The organism is Arthrobacter sp. MDT2-16 (assembly GCF_054510925.1).
The window spans coordinates 782,667-800,181 of the sequence record NZ_JBTNDP010000001.1 but is presented as its reverse complement, the minus strand read 5'-3'; the positions used below and the strand labels follow the sequence as shown (position 1 = coordinate 800,181).

At 64.1% G+C, this 17,515-nt stretch carries 14 protein-coding genes; 10 read left to right on the top strand and 4 right to left on the bottom strand.

The window, feature by feature from the left end; genetic code table 11:
• Positions 1 to 35 precede the first annotated feature (35 nt).
• Together ACX80N_RS03905 and ACX80N_RS03900 are read left to right on the top strand one after the other, a co-directional pair.
• On the top strand, positions 36 to 1,592 hold the full coding sequence (locus tag ACX80N_RS03905) for a GH35 family beta-galactosidase (RefSeq protein ID WP_459338350.1): 1,557 nt from the start codon (positions 36 to 38) through the stop codon (positions 1,590 to 1,592).
• A gap of 185 nt (positions 1,593 to 1,777) precedes the next feature.
• A complete protein-coding gene (locus ACX80N_RS03900) occupies positions 1,778 to 2,773 on the top strand; it encodes a Gfo/Idh/MocA family protein (RefSeq protein ID WP_459338349.1) in 996 nt (331 codons plus the stop codon).
• 11 nt (positions 2,774 to 2,784) lie between these two features.
• On the opposite strand, the gene ACX80N_RS03895 is transcribed toward ACX80N_RS03900, so the two are convergent.
• Together ACX80N_RS03895 and ACX80N_RS03890 are read right to left on the bottom strand one after the other, a co-directional pair.
• Positions 2,785 to 3,726 carry an aldo/keto reductase gene (locus ACX80N_RS03895; RefSeq protein ID WP_459338348.1) on the bottom strand — a complete coding sequence of 314 codons (942 nt, stop codon included), beginning with the start codon at positions 3,724 to 3,726 and terminating at the stop codon, positions 2,785 to 2,787.
• A gap of 412 nt (positions 3,727 to 4,138) precedes the next feature.
• On the bottom strand, positions 4,139 to 5,383 hold the full coding sequence (locus ACX80N_RS03890; protein ID WP_459338347.1) for an endo-1,4-beta-xylanase: 1,245 nt from the start codon (positions 5,381 to 5,383) through the stop codon (positions 4,139 to 4,141).
• 963 nt (positions 5,384 to 6,346) lie between these two features.
• Between ACX80N_RS03890 and ACX80N_RS03885 the strand changes: the two genes are divergently transcribed.
• The gene (locus ACX80N_RS03885; RefSeq protein ID WP_459338346.1) at positions 6,347 to 6,649 is read left to right on the top strand and encodes a DUF4193 domain-containing protein; all 303 of its coding nucleotides are present in this window, start codon (positions 6,347 to 6,349) and stop codon (positions 6,647 to 6,649) included.
• Positions 6,650 to 6,982: 333 nt separating this feature from the next.
• Here ACX80N_RS03885 and ACX80N_RS03880 read toward each other — a convergent pair whose 3' ends face one another.
• Positions 6,983 to 7,666: a FadR/GntR family transcriptional regulator gene (locus ACX80N_RS03880; protein WP_240615124.1), complete on the bottom strand. Its 684-nt coding sequence runs from the start codon at positions 7,664 to 7,666 to the stop codon at positions 6,983 to 6,985.
• A gap of 136 nt (positions 7,667 to 7,802) precedes the next feature.
• Between ACX80N_RS03880 and ACX80N_RS03875 the strand changes: the two genes are divergently transcribed.
• From ACX80N_RS03875 to ACX80N_RS03850, 6 genes are all read left to right on the top strand, one after another.
• Positions 7,803 to 9,185: a GntP family permease gene (locus ACX80N_RS03875; RefSeq protein ID WP_459338345.1), complete on the top strand. Its 1,383-nt coding sequence runs from the start codon at positions 7,803 to 7,805 to the stop codon at positions 9,183 to 9,185.
• Entirely contained in the window at positions 9,185 to 9,955 is a 771-nt protein-coding gene (locus tag ACX80N_RS03870) for an SDR family oxidoreductase (protein ID WP_459338344.1), read from the top strand. Before ACX80N_RS03875 ends, ACX80N_RS03870 begins: the two co-directional genes overlap by 1 nt.
• A gap of 48 nt (positions 9,956 to 10,003) precedes the next feature.
• Positions 10,004 to 11,023, top strand: a complete 1,020-nt coding sequence (locus ACX80N_RS03865) for an L-idonate 5-dehydrogenase (RefSeq protein ID WP_459338343.1) — start codon at positions 10,004 to 10,006, stop codon at positions 11,021 to 11,023.
• A gap of 26 nt (positions 11,024 to 11,049) precedes the next feature.
• On the top strand, positions 11,050 to 12,627 hold the full coding sequence (locus ACX80N_RS03860) for a gluconokinase (RefSeq protein ID WP_459338342.1): 1,578 nt from the start codon (positions 11,050 to 11,052) through the stop codon (positions 12,625 to 12,627).
• Between the two features lie 130 nt (positions 12,628 to 12,757).
• Complete coding sequence (gene nhaA, locus ACX80N_RS03855) at positions 12,758 to 14,119, top strand: Na+/H+ antiporter NhaA (RefSeq protein ID WP_459338341.1); 1,362 nt, start codon at positions 12,758 to 12,760, stop codon at positions 14,117 to 14,119.
• Positions 14,120 to 14,236: 117 nt separating this feature from the next.
• Positions 14,237 to 14,902: an HAD hydrolase-like protein gene (locus ACX80N_RS03850; protein ID WP_459338340.1), complete on the top strand. Its 666-nt coding sequence runs from the start codon at positions 14,237 to 14,239 to the stop codon at positions 14,900 to 14,902.
• 35 nt (positions 14,903 to 14,937) lie between these two features.
• Here the strand turns inward: ACX80N_RS03850 and ACX80N_RS03845 are convergent, their stop codons facing one another.
• Entirely contained in the window at positions 14,938 to 15,771 is an 834-nt protein-coding gene (locus ACX80N_RS03845; protein ID WP_459338339.1) for an amino acid-binding protein, read from the bottom strand.
• Positions 15,772 to 16,081: 310 nt separating this feature from the next.
• On the opposite strand from ACX80N_RS03845, the gene ACX80N_RS03840 reads away from it, so the two are divergent.
• On the top strand, positions 16,082 to 17,335 hold the full coding sequence (locus ACX80N_RS03840; RefSeq protein ID WP_459338338.1) for an MFS transporter: 1,254 nt from the start codon (positions 16,082 to 16,084) through the stop codon (positions 17,333 to 17,335).
• The last annotated feature ends 180 nt before the right edge of the window (positions 17,336 to 17,515 follow it).

Genomic DNA, 17,515 nt, shown 5'->3' with positions numbered 1-17,515 from the left:
CCCCGGCGTCCTCGCAGTGGGACGGACCCTACGCCGTGTCTGGCGGCAAGCCGTTTCTGATCGTCGGATCTGAAGTACACAACTCGAGTTCCAGCAGCGTCCAAACCATTTCCCGGTCCTTCGGCACTGTGCGCGACTTGGGGGCCAACACGGTCCTCGCTCCGGTGGCGTGGGACCTTTTCGAACCAGAAGAGAATTGCTTCGATTTCACCCTGGTGGATGCGATGGTCACCACGGCACGGCAACTGGGACTTCACCTCATCCCGCTCTGGTTCGGGTCCTGGAAGAACGCCGCATCGACCTACGCCCCCGCGTGGGTGAAAACCGACCAGGCACGATTCCCTCGCGCGGTTCTACCGGAGGGGCGCCCTGTGGAGCATCTCTCACCCTTCAGTTCAGAGTCCAGGAATGCAGACTCCCGGGCCTTTCAGGCGCTCATGCGCCGTATCAAGGAGATTGATACTGACGGGACCGTCCTCATGGTCCAGGTGGAAAACGAGATCGGGCTTCTCGGTGCCGCTCGGGACCATAGCGCCTTGGCCGATGCAGCTTTCGTCCAGGACGTTCCGGCCGGCGTTATTGCCGCCGTAGCAGGCGACACCACGATGCCGCTCCATCAGGATTGGTTGGACGCCGGTTCCAGGTCCGAAGGAAGTTGGCACCACGTCTTCGGCGCTAGTGAGCGTACCGATGAAGCCTTCATGGCGGCGTCCTATGCGACCTATGTGGAGGCCATTGCCGAGGCCGGCAAGCGCGAGCTCGACGTCCCGCTGTTCGTCAACGCCTGGCTGGACGCTGATAGTGCCTTGGACGGGCCTGTTGCTGTCGCCGGCGGCAAAGCGCCAGGAGCTTACCCCAGTGGAGGACCTGTCCTGCGGGTGGCCGCGATCTGGGAAGCCCTGGCGCCAGCCATCGATTTCCTCGCACCGGACATGTATGTCGACGAGGCCGAAGCCATGCTGGCCGACTATGCAGGCCGACGCGGGCGCCTGTTCATACCCGAACTGCGCGCCGACGCTGAAGGCATCGCGCAAATGTTTAGCGCAGTGGGTACCCACCGTGCTCTCGGAGTCTCTCCCTTCGGAGTCGACAGCATGGACCCCACCGCGGACAGCAGCACGGCTTTGAAGGATGCCTTCTACCTGCTGTCCGCGGCCGGGCACATTCTCAGCAAAAACCCGCAAGCGACGATGCAGGGGTTCGTCCTGAACCATCAGAGCCCTTCGGTTACATTGACCTTCGCTAACGCTTCGCTGCAGGTGGACACCCAGTCGGAGTGGGTCCCAAGTGAACCGGTCTACCCTGGATACGGGATCGCCATAGAGGACGGCGATGGCGCTTTTATCCTGGGCCGTGGATTCTGGGTGACGCCGATAGCCACCGAGGGTCGGCAGGTGTCGATTCTGTCCGCCGAGGAGTACACACTCGAGGACGGAAGGTTCGAGGTTACTCGCCGCCTCAACGGTGACGAAACATCCTCGGGCACGCTCGTTCCATTTCCATTCCTCGGAACACCGGTCCTCCCGGATCGTTTGATTCCGACCAAGATACCTGATGCAGGAATTGTCCGGTTCAAAACCTATAGCTACTGAGCTCACCAGTCAGGCAGGCTTTTTTCCAGGACGGTTGTTCCCTTCCCGTGCGGAGTTCTCCTGACAGCGATCAAGAGGATCTTTCATTCCATCCCCAGGGGCGCGGTAACTGAGGCGTTCATAACGTCACTGCACCGCCCGATTGAGGGCTGGACCCAGATTCATCGAGCAAAGGAACATAGGAGATGGCTTCGTCGGAACCACTGAGGATCGGCGTTCTGGGTGCAGCGGCTATCGTTGGGCATGCGCTCGTTCGTCCCGCGCGCCGGACAGCAGGGGTCGAGGTCGCAGCGATCGCAGCTAGGGATGCAACTCGGGCGCAGCAGGCTGGACATAAGCACGGGATAGCTACAACCTATGCCGGCTATGAGGCCCTGCTCGAAGACTCCTCCCTCGACGCCGTTTACATACCCCTACCAGCTGCATTACACGGCAGGTGGACGCTGGCTGCACTGGAGGCTGGTAAGCATGTGCTGGTCGAAAAGCCCTTCAGTGCCAATGCCGAAGAGGCGGCACTGGTTGCGGAAGCGGCTCGGCGCAGCGGTCTGGTCGTCATGGAGGCGCATCACGCCACGTATCACCCTCTGGTTGGACAGGTACGACGGATACTTCGGTCTGGTGTTCTGGGCGGCAATCTTCGCGCACATGCGTCCTTTTGCGTTCCAATTCCCCCCGGTAAGAACATCCGGTGGAACGAGAAGTTGGGGGGAGGATCTCTGATGGACCTGGGCTGCTACCCCCTACGGATGCTGCGCGATGTCCTGGGCTCGGTTCCTGTCATTCGTGATGCCTTCGCCTTGGTGCGCGATGGTGTTGACCGCTCGATGACCGCCTCGCTGGGATTCCCGGATGGCACTCTGGCGACAGTGCAAAGCTCGATGTGGTCCCACCGCGTCTTTCAGATGCACCTGCGCATCAGTGGTGATCAGGGTTCGATGAAGGTCAGTCGCCCCTTTCATCCTCAAACAGGGGCGCGGATTCATGTTCGAACCGCCACTGATCGCTACACCGAGACCACGTCTCGAATAGCGAGCTATGACTACCAGCTGCGTGCCTTCGTCGCTGCAATTCAGGGGAAAGATACGAACATGACGGGCCCTGACGAAGCAATCATCAGCATGCGACTGATTGATGACATTTACCAGGCTGCAGGGATGGTACCGCGCCAGAGCGCAGCGTAGAGCGAACTGAATCAAAGGGGTGGGTCGAGAACCGGTGACGGGGCGGGGCCCAAGGCGGTGAGTTGGTCCCAGAACTGGTCAGGGATAACTTCCTGACTGAGACGGGTCAGATCGGCGATTCGTTCTACCGAGGAGGCCCCGACAACGGTGGAATCGATCAGCGGGCTCTTCAGGGAGAAGGCCAGGGCTACAGCAGGCAGCGTCACCTGTAGCTCAGCGCAGAGAATTTCAACTTGTTGGACCCAGGACGTGAGCTTCTCATCCGCTGATTGGTATGCGTAGCGAGCGTTCGGCTGCGCACCGGTAGATAGGATGCCTGCTCCGAAGGGAGCGGCGTTGAAAATGGTCATGTTCCGCTGCCGGGCTTCTGTGAAGAGGACCTCTGCGCTCTGATCGATCAGGGTGTACCGGTTGTGGCAGAGAACTGCGTCGAATTCTCCTGTGGCCAGGTATGCGGACATCATCGGCACGGATCCGCCAGCGACGCCGATGGCATCAACAGCACCGGAAGACCGCAGTTCCACCAGGCCCTCCACAACTCCTCGCCGCCCCAAAGCCTGGGCCATGGTCAGCATGTCAGGGTCGTGAAGGTGTAGGAGAGGTAACCGGTCGACGCCGAGTCTGCTGAGGCTCTCCTCGAACGAGGCCAGGACCCGGTCCCGGTCGAACCGGCCGCTTATCGGGTCAGGATCAACCTTAGTAATGACCTCTGTCGAGAGTCGATCGCCTAGCCTCTGGATGGCCTGACCGATGACTGCCTCTGACCGCCCGTCAGCATAGTTGTTCGAAGTGTCGAGGTACGCGTGCCCTGCGGTGAGTGATGCCTCAGCGAGGCTAATGGCCTTCGCCTCACCATCCGACTGCGGGCTCGTGCCCCGACCGAAGTTGGAGGCCCCGATAGTCAGTGCGGACGGAGCTCTCATCGTGGTGCCAATGAGTAACTCGCGCAACATCCTGCCAGATGGTGTGACCGTCGGGGGCCCTGGAAGTCGCTCATTGGTAAGGATCTCCTTGTTGAAGTGGGGGCCATGTTGTCGCCGTTGGTGCACTCAGCGCTACCCTGCGGCGGGACTGAATGACTACTGCGTTCTCCTCAGGCGATGCCCTCACCGCGCTCTTGTCGACACGGTGGGCGAGCAAAGAAGGACTCCGGTTCAGGTGCCAGGCACCGGTCGTCCGTCGGGGGACGGACCGCGATGTCGACGGTCGCACGTGGCGCCTCCGGATTCTCCTACCGGATAGGAGGGACACCCCCGGCTGCGCCGTGCCAGTCTCGCCGACGCTGAGGATCTTGGTTGCTCCTCATTGGATTGCACTGAGCGCCCGGGCGTGAAGCTCCGGGCGCTCAGTGGGCTTAGCGCGCGACTACCGTGAGGTCGCGAGGCAGTTCCGGGGCGCTGTGCGCCTTTCGGCTGGTGTCGTCACTGGTGACTTTACGGGTCTGTCTCCGAGTCGGGGGTGCTCGCTGTCGTTCCGGCAGGAGGGGTGGGTGGTGCCGTTCTCCTCGACGAAGTCCCGCAGGGCGTCACGGACGGCGAAGTAAGCCGGCTTGGGGTTGTAGTACTCGTCGAACATCAGCGGCTTGGCTCCTGGGAGCCAGGTGTAAAGGTGCTTGTCCGTAAAGCCCCAGAAGCTGATTTCGGTGATTCCCGCATCGAGGGCCTCCGAGACCACGTCTCCGTAGATCTGCGCCTGACTGACGGGGTCGTAGGTGTGTACGTCCAGTTCCGCGATGGAGACCTCGAGTCCCAGACCGTGGAAGAAGTCGGTCATCTCAGTGATGACTCCCGGCAGGGGCCCCTGGAATGTCTCGTGCATCTGCAGTGCGACTCCATGGATGGGCACACCGTCAGCTACGAGAGCTGAAACCTGGTCGTACAGTTCTTGCCGCTTCCCGGGAAGAGACTCCACCAGGTTCTCGTTGAGGTACAGCTTCGCCTTCGGATCCGCCTCGTGCGCGATCCGGAAGGCTTCTGCGACGTAGTCGGGGCCGAGAGCGTTGTAGAAGTCGTTCTTCTGCAGGCCCCCACCCATCGTCTCGAGCGACTCGCTCACGACGTCCCACCGGTCCATCTTGTTCTTGTACCGCTTCATGACGGTGTCGAAATGCGTGACCATCGCGGCGCGGAACGCGACCGGGTCATCAATCTTCGCCCTGAGGTAGTCGGGGTTGCAGCAGCTCGAGATGAGGCCGTGACCCTTGACCTGCATTTTGTTCGCTTTGCCGAACTCGACCAGCCGGTCGAGGCCCTCGAACTCGAAAACGCCCTCCGTCGGCTGAACGAACGCCCACTTCAGGTCGTTCTCGGGTGACAAACTGTTGAACTGCTCGGCCAGGACCTCTCTGAACTGCGGGTCGGAGAGGTAGTTCGGGGGCCGGCCGTCGGAGGTCGTGGTCATGCCCTTGATCGAACCTGAACCGATGATCAGCCCGGCCTTCGCTGCTTCCTCGCGCAGCGAACCGATGTCGTCCTCGTTTACCAGACTAGGAGGAGTTGTTGAGCTCAGGTCCCGTGTGGGTGAGGCGGTGGCGATTTGGGGAGAGACTGCCGACAACGCCAGCCCGAGACTGACTGCTAGGAGCACAGCTACGCTGCTTTGCTTCTTCATTCGAGTGGGATCCTTCGAGTAGTTGACTACGAGGAAATTTCTCGGGCCGCTCGAAGTGAGTGCTGGAAGGATGAGCGGGCTGTTCGTAGCTCGCTCGGGCTGACCTGAGGATGGGGGCAGCGCTGCCGTTCCCGCCGTGGCCAAGTGAGGCGACGACACCGAGATTTAGTCCGTGCCACGAGTGTAAACTGAATTTGTAGCATGTGCACTACTTTTAAATCCCGCCCTCTGCCGCAGCGCGACCAGCATGTGCCGACATCTCTTGCCGGGCAGTCGAAGGCGGACTATAGGGAGGGCCTTAGGGCAGTCGGCATCGGCGAGGCTTGTCAGAAAATCCGGGAGCGTAGGGTTGCGACGCATGACTACTTACGCAGAAGGTGCCCCGATTCGGCTTCCTCTGACCGAGTTCACCGAGCAGTAAGAGATCGACGCGTGAACGCCGCTGCGGCGCTTGAACCTGCAAAGTCGTATGACCACGAAGTTCCAGCGAACGATCCGACAGACTAACGGACTCCGAAGTAAGGGGCAGCAGGATCACTGGCCACATTCAACCTAATCGCTAGCTAGAGTGGCGCTGCATCCACAGCAAACAATCCATGCCCACAGATCACCTTCACGTCCAGGTACAGCGACATGTGCCTACCGACACCTAGCACGATGAAGCCCTCGCGAAACGCCGATAACATACCTTCTGTCAACAAAAGTTGACGTGGTTTGATCGGTGCCACTCTGTTGCCAAGCTGCTACGTGGGGACGCAACCACCGTGCGCCACCGATGCCTGACACGGCAGCGGTGCCATACGCCGTCTAGCCGGCCCGTGATTGCCGTGGCGGAGCCCGGCACCACCAAACCGTCTCCGTCTACGAATAGTGGGGACCAGCGACCAGCGCAACAGGAAGGGCTCACCCCGAGGACACCTGTACCTGTTGCGACGAACCCCAACGATTGGACTGAGACACATCATGGCAACCGACTACGACGAGCCACGCGTTCGCCCGGAAGACCAGCCGGCGAACGAGTCCCTCGAGGCCATTCAGGCCCAGCGCAGCACCACCACGCAGACCTCGGTCATCGACGTCGAGGACGGCGACACGGCTGAAGGCCTCGACCTGCCCGGCGCGATTCTCGAGGAAGAACTCCTGGTCCAGGTCGTTCCCGAACAGGAGGACGAGTTCACCTGCACGTCGTGCTTCCTGGTTCATCACCGGATACAGCTCGCCCGCGAAAAGAACGGCGACAAGTACTGCGCCGAATGTGAAGGATGACAGCCGGCCGGCTACATCTCCGCTGAAGGACACGCGGGACCACCCGACCGTCCGCCCCGGGGGTCGCTTCTTCCACGGGAAGCGGAGCTACCCGGCTCTCGTCCTGGTCGCACTCGGCCTCGCGCTCCTCGTGAAGAAGAGCCCCCTGTCGATCCTCGGCGCAATCAGCTGCTTCGCTGGCGCCGGCTTCTGCCTCCGGGCCGGCGAGTGGATGGTTTACCCTATGTCGCCCGGATCTTTCCGCATTATCTGATCAACGCCAACGATACGAGGGCGCTCCTCCTAGCCCTGCATGGACAGGTCCAGGTGTACGCGCCCTCAAGCCCTGTCGGGTTACTGATTACTCAGTTCCTGCCACACTTCCATCACTACGGCTCGGGCGTGCTGCTCCGCCAGGTCTTCATCCCGGTCCACGATGGCACGAGCCACTGCCTCGTGATTGTCGAAGGCGATCGCGACCGGGTGTTCGGGTGAGAGGCCCAACTCGGTACGGCCTGCCAGCACCTCTGTGACGATTCCGTGGAGGGAAGCGATCATGTCGTTTCCACTTGCTGCAAGCAGCAGTGCGTGGAAGGCGATGTCCGTTTCGAGGTAAGGCCGCGAGTGTCCCTGACCGGCCTCACCGAGGATGCGCAGGCGACTGGCAAGTTCGAGCAGCTCCAGTCCTACCTCGGCGGGTGCCTTGTGTGCAGCGAGGCGGGCTGCAGTCGGTTCGAGGGCAAGTCTCATCTCGGTGAGCCGGTGTAGTTGGGTGAGCCGCTCATCTCCCTTCAGACGCCATCGGATCAGCTGAGGATCCAGGACGCTCCAGGCAGCGACGGGAAGCACGGTTATGCCCACGCGCCGGCGGGATTCGACCATGCCCATCGACTCGAGGATGCGTACGACTTCGCGGATGACAGTCCGGGACACACCGATCTCGCCTTCCAGCTGGGCGAGCGTGATGACGCTACCCGGCGGTCGGATGCCCTGTGCGATCTCGATGCCGAGGCGTTCGAGGACGGCGTTGTGCAGCACCGGGGCAGGTGAGGGTTCTGGGGCGCGCCGACTCAAAGGTGTCATCTTTCTTGCTGTAGATGTGATCTTTGTGACACACTATCGCTCCAAGCGGGAAAACGCCCCCCTCGGGGCCTGAACATCGATGGAGAGTTCTGTGGAGACTTGGACCCAAACACTTGGCGCGGGCCCCTTGCTGGGCATCGCGGCCGGTGCAATCGCTCTGATCCTGATTTTGGTGATTCGGTTCAAGGTACACGCGTTCCTCACGCTCGTTCTCGTGTCCCTCGTGACCGCGTTCGCAACAGGGATCCCGACGAGCGAGATCGTGTCTACCCTGGTGACGAGCTTCGGCACTACCCTCGGGTCTGTTGCCCTGCTGATCGGGCTTGGCGCGATGCTGGGCAAGATGATCGAGCACAGCGGTGGGGCTCGTGTCCTCGCGGACAGGCTCGTCGATGTGTTCGGTGAACGGCGTGCGCCGTTCGCCCTCGGGCTCGCTTCGTTGATCATGGGTTTCCCAATCTTCTTCGACGCGGGCCTCATCGTCATGCTTCCCATCATCTTCGCCGTCGCTCGGCGCATGGGTGGAACCAACGTACTGCTGTACGGCATCCCTGCGGCCACCGCGTTCTCGGTGATGCACGTCTTCGTGCCGCCGCATCCCGGGCCTGTTGCAGCAACCGAACTGTATGGCGCAAATCTCGGGCTGGTGCTCCTTATCGGCCTGCTGATCGCCTTCCCCGTCTGGTACGTGACGGGGTACCTGTGGGGCAAGTTCGTCTCCACCAAGTACATCCTTCCGGTGCCGGCACTGTTCGGTGCGATCGACAATGACCAGCCGATCAATCCACCCAAGTTCTCGACGGTGGTCGCGATGCTGCTGTTGCCCCTCGTCCTCATCTTCATGAACACCGGCCTGGACTTCCTGAACGCTGCCGGCGTCGTCAATGCCGAGGAGCAGACCTGGGTGCAGGTTCTGACCGCCATCGGTTCATCGCCCGTGGCGCTGCTCATCTCGGTCCTCGTCGCGACTGCAGTCCTCGGTCACCGGCGAGGCGAGAACGGCACAGCCCTGGAGAAAGTGCTCGACTCGGCGCTGGGCCCGGTCTGCTCCGTCATCCTCATCACCGGCGCAGGCGGAATGTTCGGCGGGGTCCTTCGCGCCTCCGGTATCGGCGATGCACTCTCGGACTCCCTCGCATCGATCGGGCTGCCGATCATCCTCGCCGCCTACGTCATCGCCGTGATCCTTCGTGTTGCGCAGGGCTCGGCCACCGTCGCACTCGTCACGACGGCCGGCCTCATGGCGCCGGCCGTGCTCTCCGGCGGATTCAGCCCCCTCCAGATCGCCGCCATCACGCTCGCCAGCGCGGCGGGATCCGTGTTCGCCAGCCATGTCAACGACTCCGGATTCTGGCTGGTCGGCCGACTCATGGGCATGGATGTGAAGACCACGCTGAAGACCTGGACCGTTCAGCAGTCCCTTGAATCCGTGGCCGGGTTCGGGCTCACCCTCGTCGTCTTCTGGATCGGCTGATGACAACTAACATCTTCGACATCACAGACCGCCTCGCGCTCGTCACCGGTTCATCCCGGGGCCTGGGCCATGCCCTTGCAACCGGTCTGGCCCGAGCCGGTGCCCGTGTCATCGTCCACGGACGCGACACGGACACCGTGACCGACGCTGCCAGGATGATCAGGGAGGCAACCGGCACCGCACCCGCCACCACCACCTTCGATGTCACGGACGTGGAAGCGGTCGAGCAGGGCATCACCTCCCTCGTCGCGGAACATGGAGTACCGGACATCCTGGTCAACAACGCCGGAGTCCAACGGCGGGCACCGTTCAACGACTTCGAACCGGCTGATTGGGACGACATCGTCACAACGAACCTGTCCAGCGTCTTCTACGTCTCCCAGCAAGTCACTCGAGGAATGGCAGAACGCGGCTCGGGCAAGGTCATCAACATCGGATCGGTCCAGTCCATGCTGGCACGTCAGACCATCGCCCCCTACTCGGCTACCAAGGGCGCGGTGGCCATGCTCACCAAGGGTATGGCAGCGGATCTTGCGCGGTTCAACATCCAGGTCAATGCGATCTCCCCCGGATACTTCGCGACCGACATGAACCGCGCGCTGGTCGAAGACGAGGCCTTCAACACCTGGGTCATCAACCGCACGCCCGCTCAGCGGTGGGGCAGCCTCGACGAGCTCGTCGGCACACTCGTCTACCTGGCTTCCGACGCATCGACCTTCGTCTCCGGCCAGAACATCTTCGTCGACGGCGGGATGACTTCCGTCGTCTGACCCTGGAGCTCAAGGTCGGCAGGAGCGGCACCGAATGAAAGGCATCACATGAGAGCGCTCGTCATCAACGGCAAGCTCGACCTCGTCGAGACCGATGTGCCCACGCCCGAACCCGGTAAGGGTCAGGTCCGCCTCCGAATGGCCTTCGGCGGCATCTGCGGCTCCGACCTCCACTACTACAACGAGGGCGCCAACGGTGAGTACGTGGTGCGCGAACCCCTCGTTCCCGGCCACGAAGTGTCAGGCACGGTGGACTCGGACCCCTCGGGTGCGCTCCCATCAGGTACTCCTGTGACTGTCCACCCTGCCACTTTCGGTCATCCCGAACCGGGCATCGAGGACCGCCGGCATCTATGGCCCGGAGGCGCTTATCTTGGCAGCGCCTCCACCCAGCCACACACTCAAGGTGGGATGAGCGAATTCCTCATCGTTGACCGATCCATGGTGCGGCCCCTCCCGAACGGTCTGTCATTGCGGCGGGCAGCCCTCGCAGAACCTCTCGCTGTGGGACTGCACGCAATCACGGTCAGCGGAGGAGTCCGGGGTAAGCGCGTACTCGTGTCCGGGTCGGGGCCCATCGGTCTGCTCACGATGGCCGCCTGCCTCGCTGAAGGCGCAGCCGAGGTCGTCGCCACCGATGTCCTTCCCGGACCGCTGGAACGCGCCCGATCCCTCGGCGTCCACAGAACCATCCAGATCGGTACCGAGGACGTCCCTGCCATGGAGTTCGACGTCGTCCTCGAGTGCTCCGGCGTTCCCGCCGCCGTCAACGCAGCACTGCAGGCCGCCCGCCGCGCAGCAATCGTCGTGCAGGTCGGGATGGTTCCGAACGAACTTCGGGGCATCAACCTCGCCCCCCTGATCTCCAAGGAACTCCAGCTCCGGGGTGCCTTCCGATTCAACGACGAGATGGACCGCGCCATCGAACTCCTCGCTGACAATCCCGCGATCGAGGACGTCATCACGCACGTCCTACCGGCCAGCCAGGCACTCGAAGCCTTCGCGATCGCCAAGGACTCCGGAACCTCCGGCAAGGTCGTCATCTCGCTCTGGCACGACGAGCGATGAATACCACCGCAGCCGGAGAAGGCGAGATGGACCAGGAACCGCGTGCGTCCGACCGCGTCGTCATCGGCGTCGACCTCGGCACGACCAACACGAAGGCGGTCGCCTTCCGGACCGACGGCACCCTCGAGGCCTCGCATTCGGCCGGGTACCCGCTGAATGAGCCACACCCGGGGCACGCCGTGCAGGATCCGCTGCTCATCCTGGCAGCAGTACTCGAGTCGGTGCGTGACGTCGTGAGCCAGGTAGGTGCACACCGCGTAGCCGGCCTCTCGTTCAGCTCGGCGATGCACAGTCTCATCGGGCTGTCCCCGGCCGGAGACCCGGTGACGGATGTCGTCACCTGGGCCGATACCCGCTCACGTGTCCAGGCAGAGCGCCTGCGTGCCTCGGCCGGCGGGCTGGCCCTCCATCGCCGTACGGGCACCCCGGTGCATCCCATGTCACCGCTGCCCAAACTCGTGTGGTTCCGCGAACAGGAGCCGAAGCTGTGCGAGGCCGTCGGATTCTGGGTCGGCATCAAGGAGTTCGTCCTCCTACGACTCTGCGGTGCCCTGGTGACAGATCACTCCATCGCCTCAGCAACCGGCCTGCTCAACATGGGCACCCTGACATGGGATGAGGAAGCGCTCACGATCGCCGGTGTGCAACCCGAACAGCTACCGGAGATCGTACCGACGACGACGGTGCTGCCATCACTGACCGACGAGACGGCCCTTGCCCTGGGTCTGCCGACCGCCACACCCGTGGTCGTAGGAGCCGCGGACGGGCCCCTGGCGAACCTCGGAGTAGGCGCGGTACGCCCGGGCGTCGCAGCATGCTCGGTCGGAACGAGCGGGGCATTGCGTGTCTCCGTCGACCGACCCGCTGTCGATCCGCTCGGTGGAGTCTTCTGCTACGCGCTCACCTCTACCCGGTGGGTTGTCGGCGGAGCAATCAACAACGGGGGAGTGGTCCTCGGATGGGCCGGCGACGCGATCGCGCCAGACCTTCCCGAACCGTCTGAGGAAGAACTGTTAGCTCTCGCAGCACGGGCAGCTCCCGGATCCGGGGGGCTGTTGATGCTTCCCTACCTGCTCAGCGAGCGGGCACCTCACTGGAGCTCGATACCCCGGGGCGCCTATGTCGGTCTCACCCGGGCTCATCGTCGCGAGCACCTCGTACGAGCCGCCCTCGAGGGAGTCTGCCTGCAACTGGCACTGGTACTTCACTCCATGCGCGCCGCCGGACTCGAGGTTACCCACATACGAGCCACAGGGGGCGTCATGCGTAGTCCGCTCTGGCGTCAGATCCTCGCCGACGTCTTCGGGATGCCCATCGAATTCGCCCACGGACAGGAGGGTTCGGGCTTCGGCGCAGCGCTACTGGGAATGGAAGCCCTCGGCCTCATCACGTCCATCGACGTTGTCGCTGACATGGTCGAGATCGAGCAGACCGTCCGGCCCCGACCCGCCGCCGCCGCGGTCTACGCCTCGCTCCTGCCGGTGTACTCCGAGCTGTACAACGCCCTCGTACCGACCTTCACCTCCCTGCGCCGACTTGCTCCATCACTACCCATCGACCTCGACCCTGGTTCAGGAACCGCCGCTGCCGATCGTTCGACGTGAAGCAACACCTGCCTCGGGCTGCCGGCCAAAGTCAGCGAACAGAGGGCTCCGATACGTAGTCACCTCTGGGACAACGAGAACCGGGCCGATGCCTACCTCAGTCTCTCTCCACGTCGTCGAAGGAGTCGGCATGTCCGCCTCAGAACCAGCTGAACCGAATCGTTCTGCACGCGTGCTTCTCGAGCGCTCCAGCTATCCGGAGTACCTGCGGATCACGGAGATCCTGCGGAAGGAGACCGTGGGCGGCATCCTGCTGCTGATCAGTAGCGCCATCGCGATCCTCTGGGCGAATTCCCCGTTCGCCGACTCGTACTTCGCCGTCCGGGACTTCGAGTTCGGCTACGAGCCGTGGCACCTGAAACTCTCGGTCGGCACGTGGGCGTCGGACGGGCTCCTTGCGGTGTTCTTCTTCCTGACGGGCCTCGAACTCAAGCGGGAATTCGTCGCCGGTGACCTCCGGCGGATCAGCCGCGCGATCGTGCCCGTCGCCGCGGCCTTCGGCGGAGTCGCCGTCCCGGCACTGATCTACACCATCGTGAACCTGTCCTCGCCGGACACCCTGCGGGGCTGGGCCATCCCCACCGCGACGGACATCGCCTTCGCCCTGGCCGTCCTGGCCGTGATCAGTTCACACCTACCCGGTGCCTTACGGATCTTCCTGCTGACCCTCGCCGTCGTCGACGACCTCATCGCGATCGCGATCATCGCGTTCTTCTACTCCGAGGACGTCCACCTGATCTTCCTGCTGTGGATGCTCCTGCCGCTGGGACTCTTCGCGATCCTGGCCCAGCGCAATCCGAAGTTCTTCGGCAGTACCACCGTCGGACCATGGCTCATCCTCCTGCCGCTGGGCATCACGGCCTGGGCGCTCATGCACGCCTCCGGCGTCCATGCGACCGTCGCCGGCGTGCTCCTGGGTTTCTGCGTCCCGGTGCTGCGACGCACACCCGAGGGCAAGCCGGCCCTGCCACGCCCCAACAAGCCCGGCCTCGCAGAAGTGCTCGAACACCGGTTCCGGCCGATCTCCACCGGCTTCGCCGTGCCCGTCTTCGCGTTCTTCTCCGCCGGGGTGGCGATCGGCGGCGTCCAGGGTTTCACCTCGGCCCTGGCCGACCCTGTGCTCATCGGCATCGTCCTCGGCCTGGTCCTGGGAAAACCGCTCGGGATCATGGCCACCACGTTCATCGTCACGAGAACCACCAAGGCCCATCTCGACCCCGGCCTGAGCTGGTGGGACCTGCTCGGCGTCGGAATCCTCGCCGGAGTGGGCTTCACCGTCTCCCTCCTGGTCAACGACCTCAGTTTCAGTGCCGGGAGCGAGCATCAGGACCACGCGAAGGTCGCCATCCTCACCGCCTCACTCACCGCCGCCCTACTCGCCAGCGTGGTGCTGCGCAGCCGCAACAAGCACTACCGCCGTATCGAGGAACAGGAAACAATCGATGCCGACGACGACGGCATACCCGACGTGTACGAAGACCACGGGACGTAGGGCGAGCGAGGCGTAGGGAGGCCGGCTGAACTCCGGGGTGGGGAGTCCACCCCGCCGGACGGCGGTTCGGGGGAGTGCGTGATGCATGCCCTCCCGGCACTATGGCAAGCTTGCCCGGTGGCTTCTGTGCATTCGCTGATCCTCTTCGACCTCGACGGCACGCTCGTCGACCCCGCGGGAGCTATCACCGGGGGCATCAGCGCCGCATTGCGCCGCCACGGGCTCCCGGTTCCTGACGACGACACCCTTCAGGCCATGGTCGGGCCATCCCTCGTCGAATCGCTGACCTCGCTGGCCGGGGTACCTGCCTCCCGCGTGCAGGACGTCATCGCCTCCTACCGCGAGGGCTACATCGCCACCGGCATGGCGCGCAGCAGGCCCTACCCCGGGATCGCCCGCTGCGTCGGCGCGCTGGCCGACGACGGCGCCGTCGTCGCCGTAGCGACCCAGAAGCCCGAATGGCTCGCCCAGGAACTCCTCGCCGTACAGGGGCTCCGACACCTCTTCGCCTCGGTGCACGGCTCACCGCGGGACGAAACCACGGCCGCTCCAGGCAAGGCCCCCATCATCCGGGCAGCCCTCGAGCGCCACCCCGACGCGGTCGGCTCCGCCGTGATGATCGGGGACCGCCGGCACGACGTCGAGGGCGCCGCCGCGAACGGCCTGCCCTGCATCGGCGTCGGCTGGGGCTTCGCCGCGCCGGGGGAGCTGGAGGACGCGGGAGCCTCCGCCGTCGTGCAATCCGCCGACGAACTGCTCGAGGTGCTTCAGACCGGTCCGTGACATGACGCGCGCGGGAGTACGTTGGCGCCGCAACCTTAGAAGATGCGGTTCGTGGGGTGCGTGGTCACCGCAGCCAGCTCGGACAGCCGATGGGCCCGCGCCGATTCGGCGGCCGTGAAGGGATCCCCGACCCTGGAGAACACCAACGGTTCTCCGGCGGGGGAGGGGATCTTGAGGACCTCGGACCCTTCGACGAACGACCTGACAGTCGCCGACGGCGCCAGAACGGGCTCGGCCATGAGGAGTTCTGCGACGGCGTAGCGCAGTTCCGCGGGATCCTGGGCGACCCGGCAGGCGAGCGAAAGAGCCTTCGTCTGCCCGTCGGCGAGAGCCAGAGCCGTCGACGGCCACACCCGGGTCGATAGGCTGCCCCCAGCGGTGAAGGCCCGAACGAGGTCCTGCTCAGAGACGCCTGCGGGTACTGCGAGGACGAACTCATCGACACTCGCCTGTGCGCCGGGGTGGATCTGCAGCGAGAGGATGTTGACACCGCGCCGGGCAAGCTGGTGAGAGACACGCTCAAGCGCGCCCGGGCTCTCTTCGACCAGGACGCGAGCCCGCCAGAGATCGGTCGCCGTGTCGAGGTGCCTGCGCTGTCGCAGGGCAGGCGCGTGGAGCCAGGCTCGGAGGAACCTCATGACCGAGGGCTCCGCCACCCAGATCACCAGTGCGGTCGCGGTGAGCGCGAGGATGAGGACCTTGAGCGGGTAGCTGAGGTGCGTCTGCACGATCACGGCGTGGACGGCCAGTTCGATGGGCAGCATCACGGCGACATTGGCCAGCGTCAGCCGGACCTTCCCTGGCTCGGGCAGCTGCCCGCAGGAATCGCATCGAAGCGACGCGGCAGTGGAACCTGTAGAACGTGTCATGGCTTCAGCGTGGAAGGCGCCCGTTTCGACAACGTTGCAGCCCTGTTCCACGACGAACAACTTGACGCATGGGGCTCGGAAGTGATCAGGATCCAGCTCCCGAGCTGTGGGATGTCGTCATGTTCGCCGGTGCTCGTCTAATTCTTGCAAGAGGGTCATGTGGAGGGTGGATGACCCGTTGCACGGCGAGGTTCGGACATATGGTGTCAGTGCTCGTCAGCACCGGGCACCGTCGAGGAGTAGATTTCCCGCACGTCACTTAGTACGACGCGTGTCAAAATATGCCCCCTCTCGGCGTACGGTGGGATCGATGGATACCGCTGCCCGATCCCGTTTCCCGGTTCTTCTTCTGCTGGGCATCGTGTTCATCGGTTTCATCCTTCGGGGGCCGATTGTGGCCGTCGCTCCCATTACCGGCCAGATCAGCGGTGAGCTGTCGCTGAGCGCGGCCCAGGCAGGGCTGCTGACGACGCTGCCGGTCCTGTGCTTCGCCCTCATGACGCCGTTCGCATCCCTGTTCGTCGGGAGAGCGGGCGCGAACTTCGCCACGACGACGGCCATCCTCGGCGTCGGGGTCGGTTCCATCGTGCGCTCGGCCGGCGGCGTGGAAGCCACGGTCGCGGGCACCATAATCATGGGCGCGTTCATCACCGTCGGCAATGTGGTCCTCCCGGTGATCATCCGGCGGGATATCGAGCCCAGGCGTGTCGGCATCGTCACGGGTGCCTACACCTCGGCGCTGAACGTGGGCTCGATGATCACGACCCTCGCGACGGTCCCTTTGGCCGCCGCCTTCGGCTGGCGTGGAGCACTACTGACGTGGATCGGGTTCGTTGTCACTGCTGCCGCAGTGTGGCTGATCGCCATCGGGCCCGGATCGGCCTTCCGGTGGGGGCCGCTCAGACCCGCCGTCGAATTATCCGCGGCCGATGCAGCAGGGCCTGGCACCGGTGCCATGCCGCTCCCGGTCGCGAAACCGCGCACCTGGCTCAGCCTCTCGGCCGTCCTGCTGTCGCTGACCTTCGGCGCCCAAGCGTTCTCCTACTACGGGCTCACCGCGTGGCTGCCGACCATCCTCGAGCAGGAGCTCGGTTACTCGGCCGGCCGGGCCGGGACGAGCTCGTCCATTTTCCAGATCGCGGCGGTCGTCGGCGCGCTCGGGGTGCCGTTGCTCTCCCAGCGGCTGGGTGTCCCGAGGACGTTCGCCCTGGTCGCCGCGCTGTGGATCAGTTGTCCGCTGGGACTGCTGCTGGCTCCCGCCGGCTGGCTGGCATGGGGTCTTCTGGGTGGTGTGGCCCAGGGCGGCGGCATCACGATCGTCTTCATGCTGGTCGTGCAGCTGGCACTGAGCGGTACGCACGCGCGGCAGCTGTCCGCAATGGTGCAGGGCGCCGGTTACGCCATCGGCGCCACCTCTCCCTCCCTCATCGGTGCCGTCCATGACACCACCAGCACCTGGGCGTTGCCGATCGGCGTCGTGCTGGCGGCTACTGTCGTGTTCGCCGCTGCCGGGCTCGCCGGTTCCATCCGTGCAACAGACCGGCGGCGTCGTCGCACCACCTGACTCAGGGAGCGGATGGCGTGCGCCGCTGTGGGCGCCGGGGTGACGGAGCGCTCCGTCGGCGGCGATGGACTCGAAGACTCGATCCGTGCCGCCCGCGGGGGCGGAATGGTCGCCGTCGTCGGATTGCCGGCTCCCGGCACGTTCGGGGAACGGCGCTGTACGATCGATGGCTGAACGGAG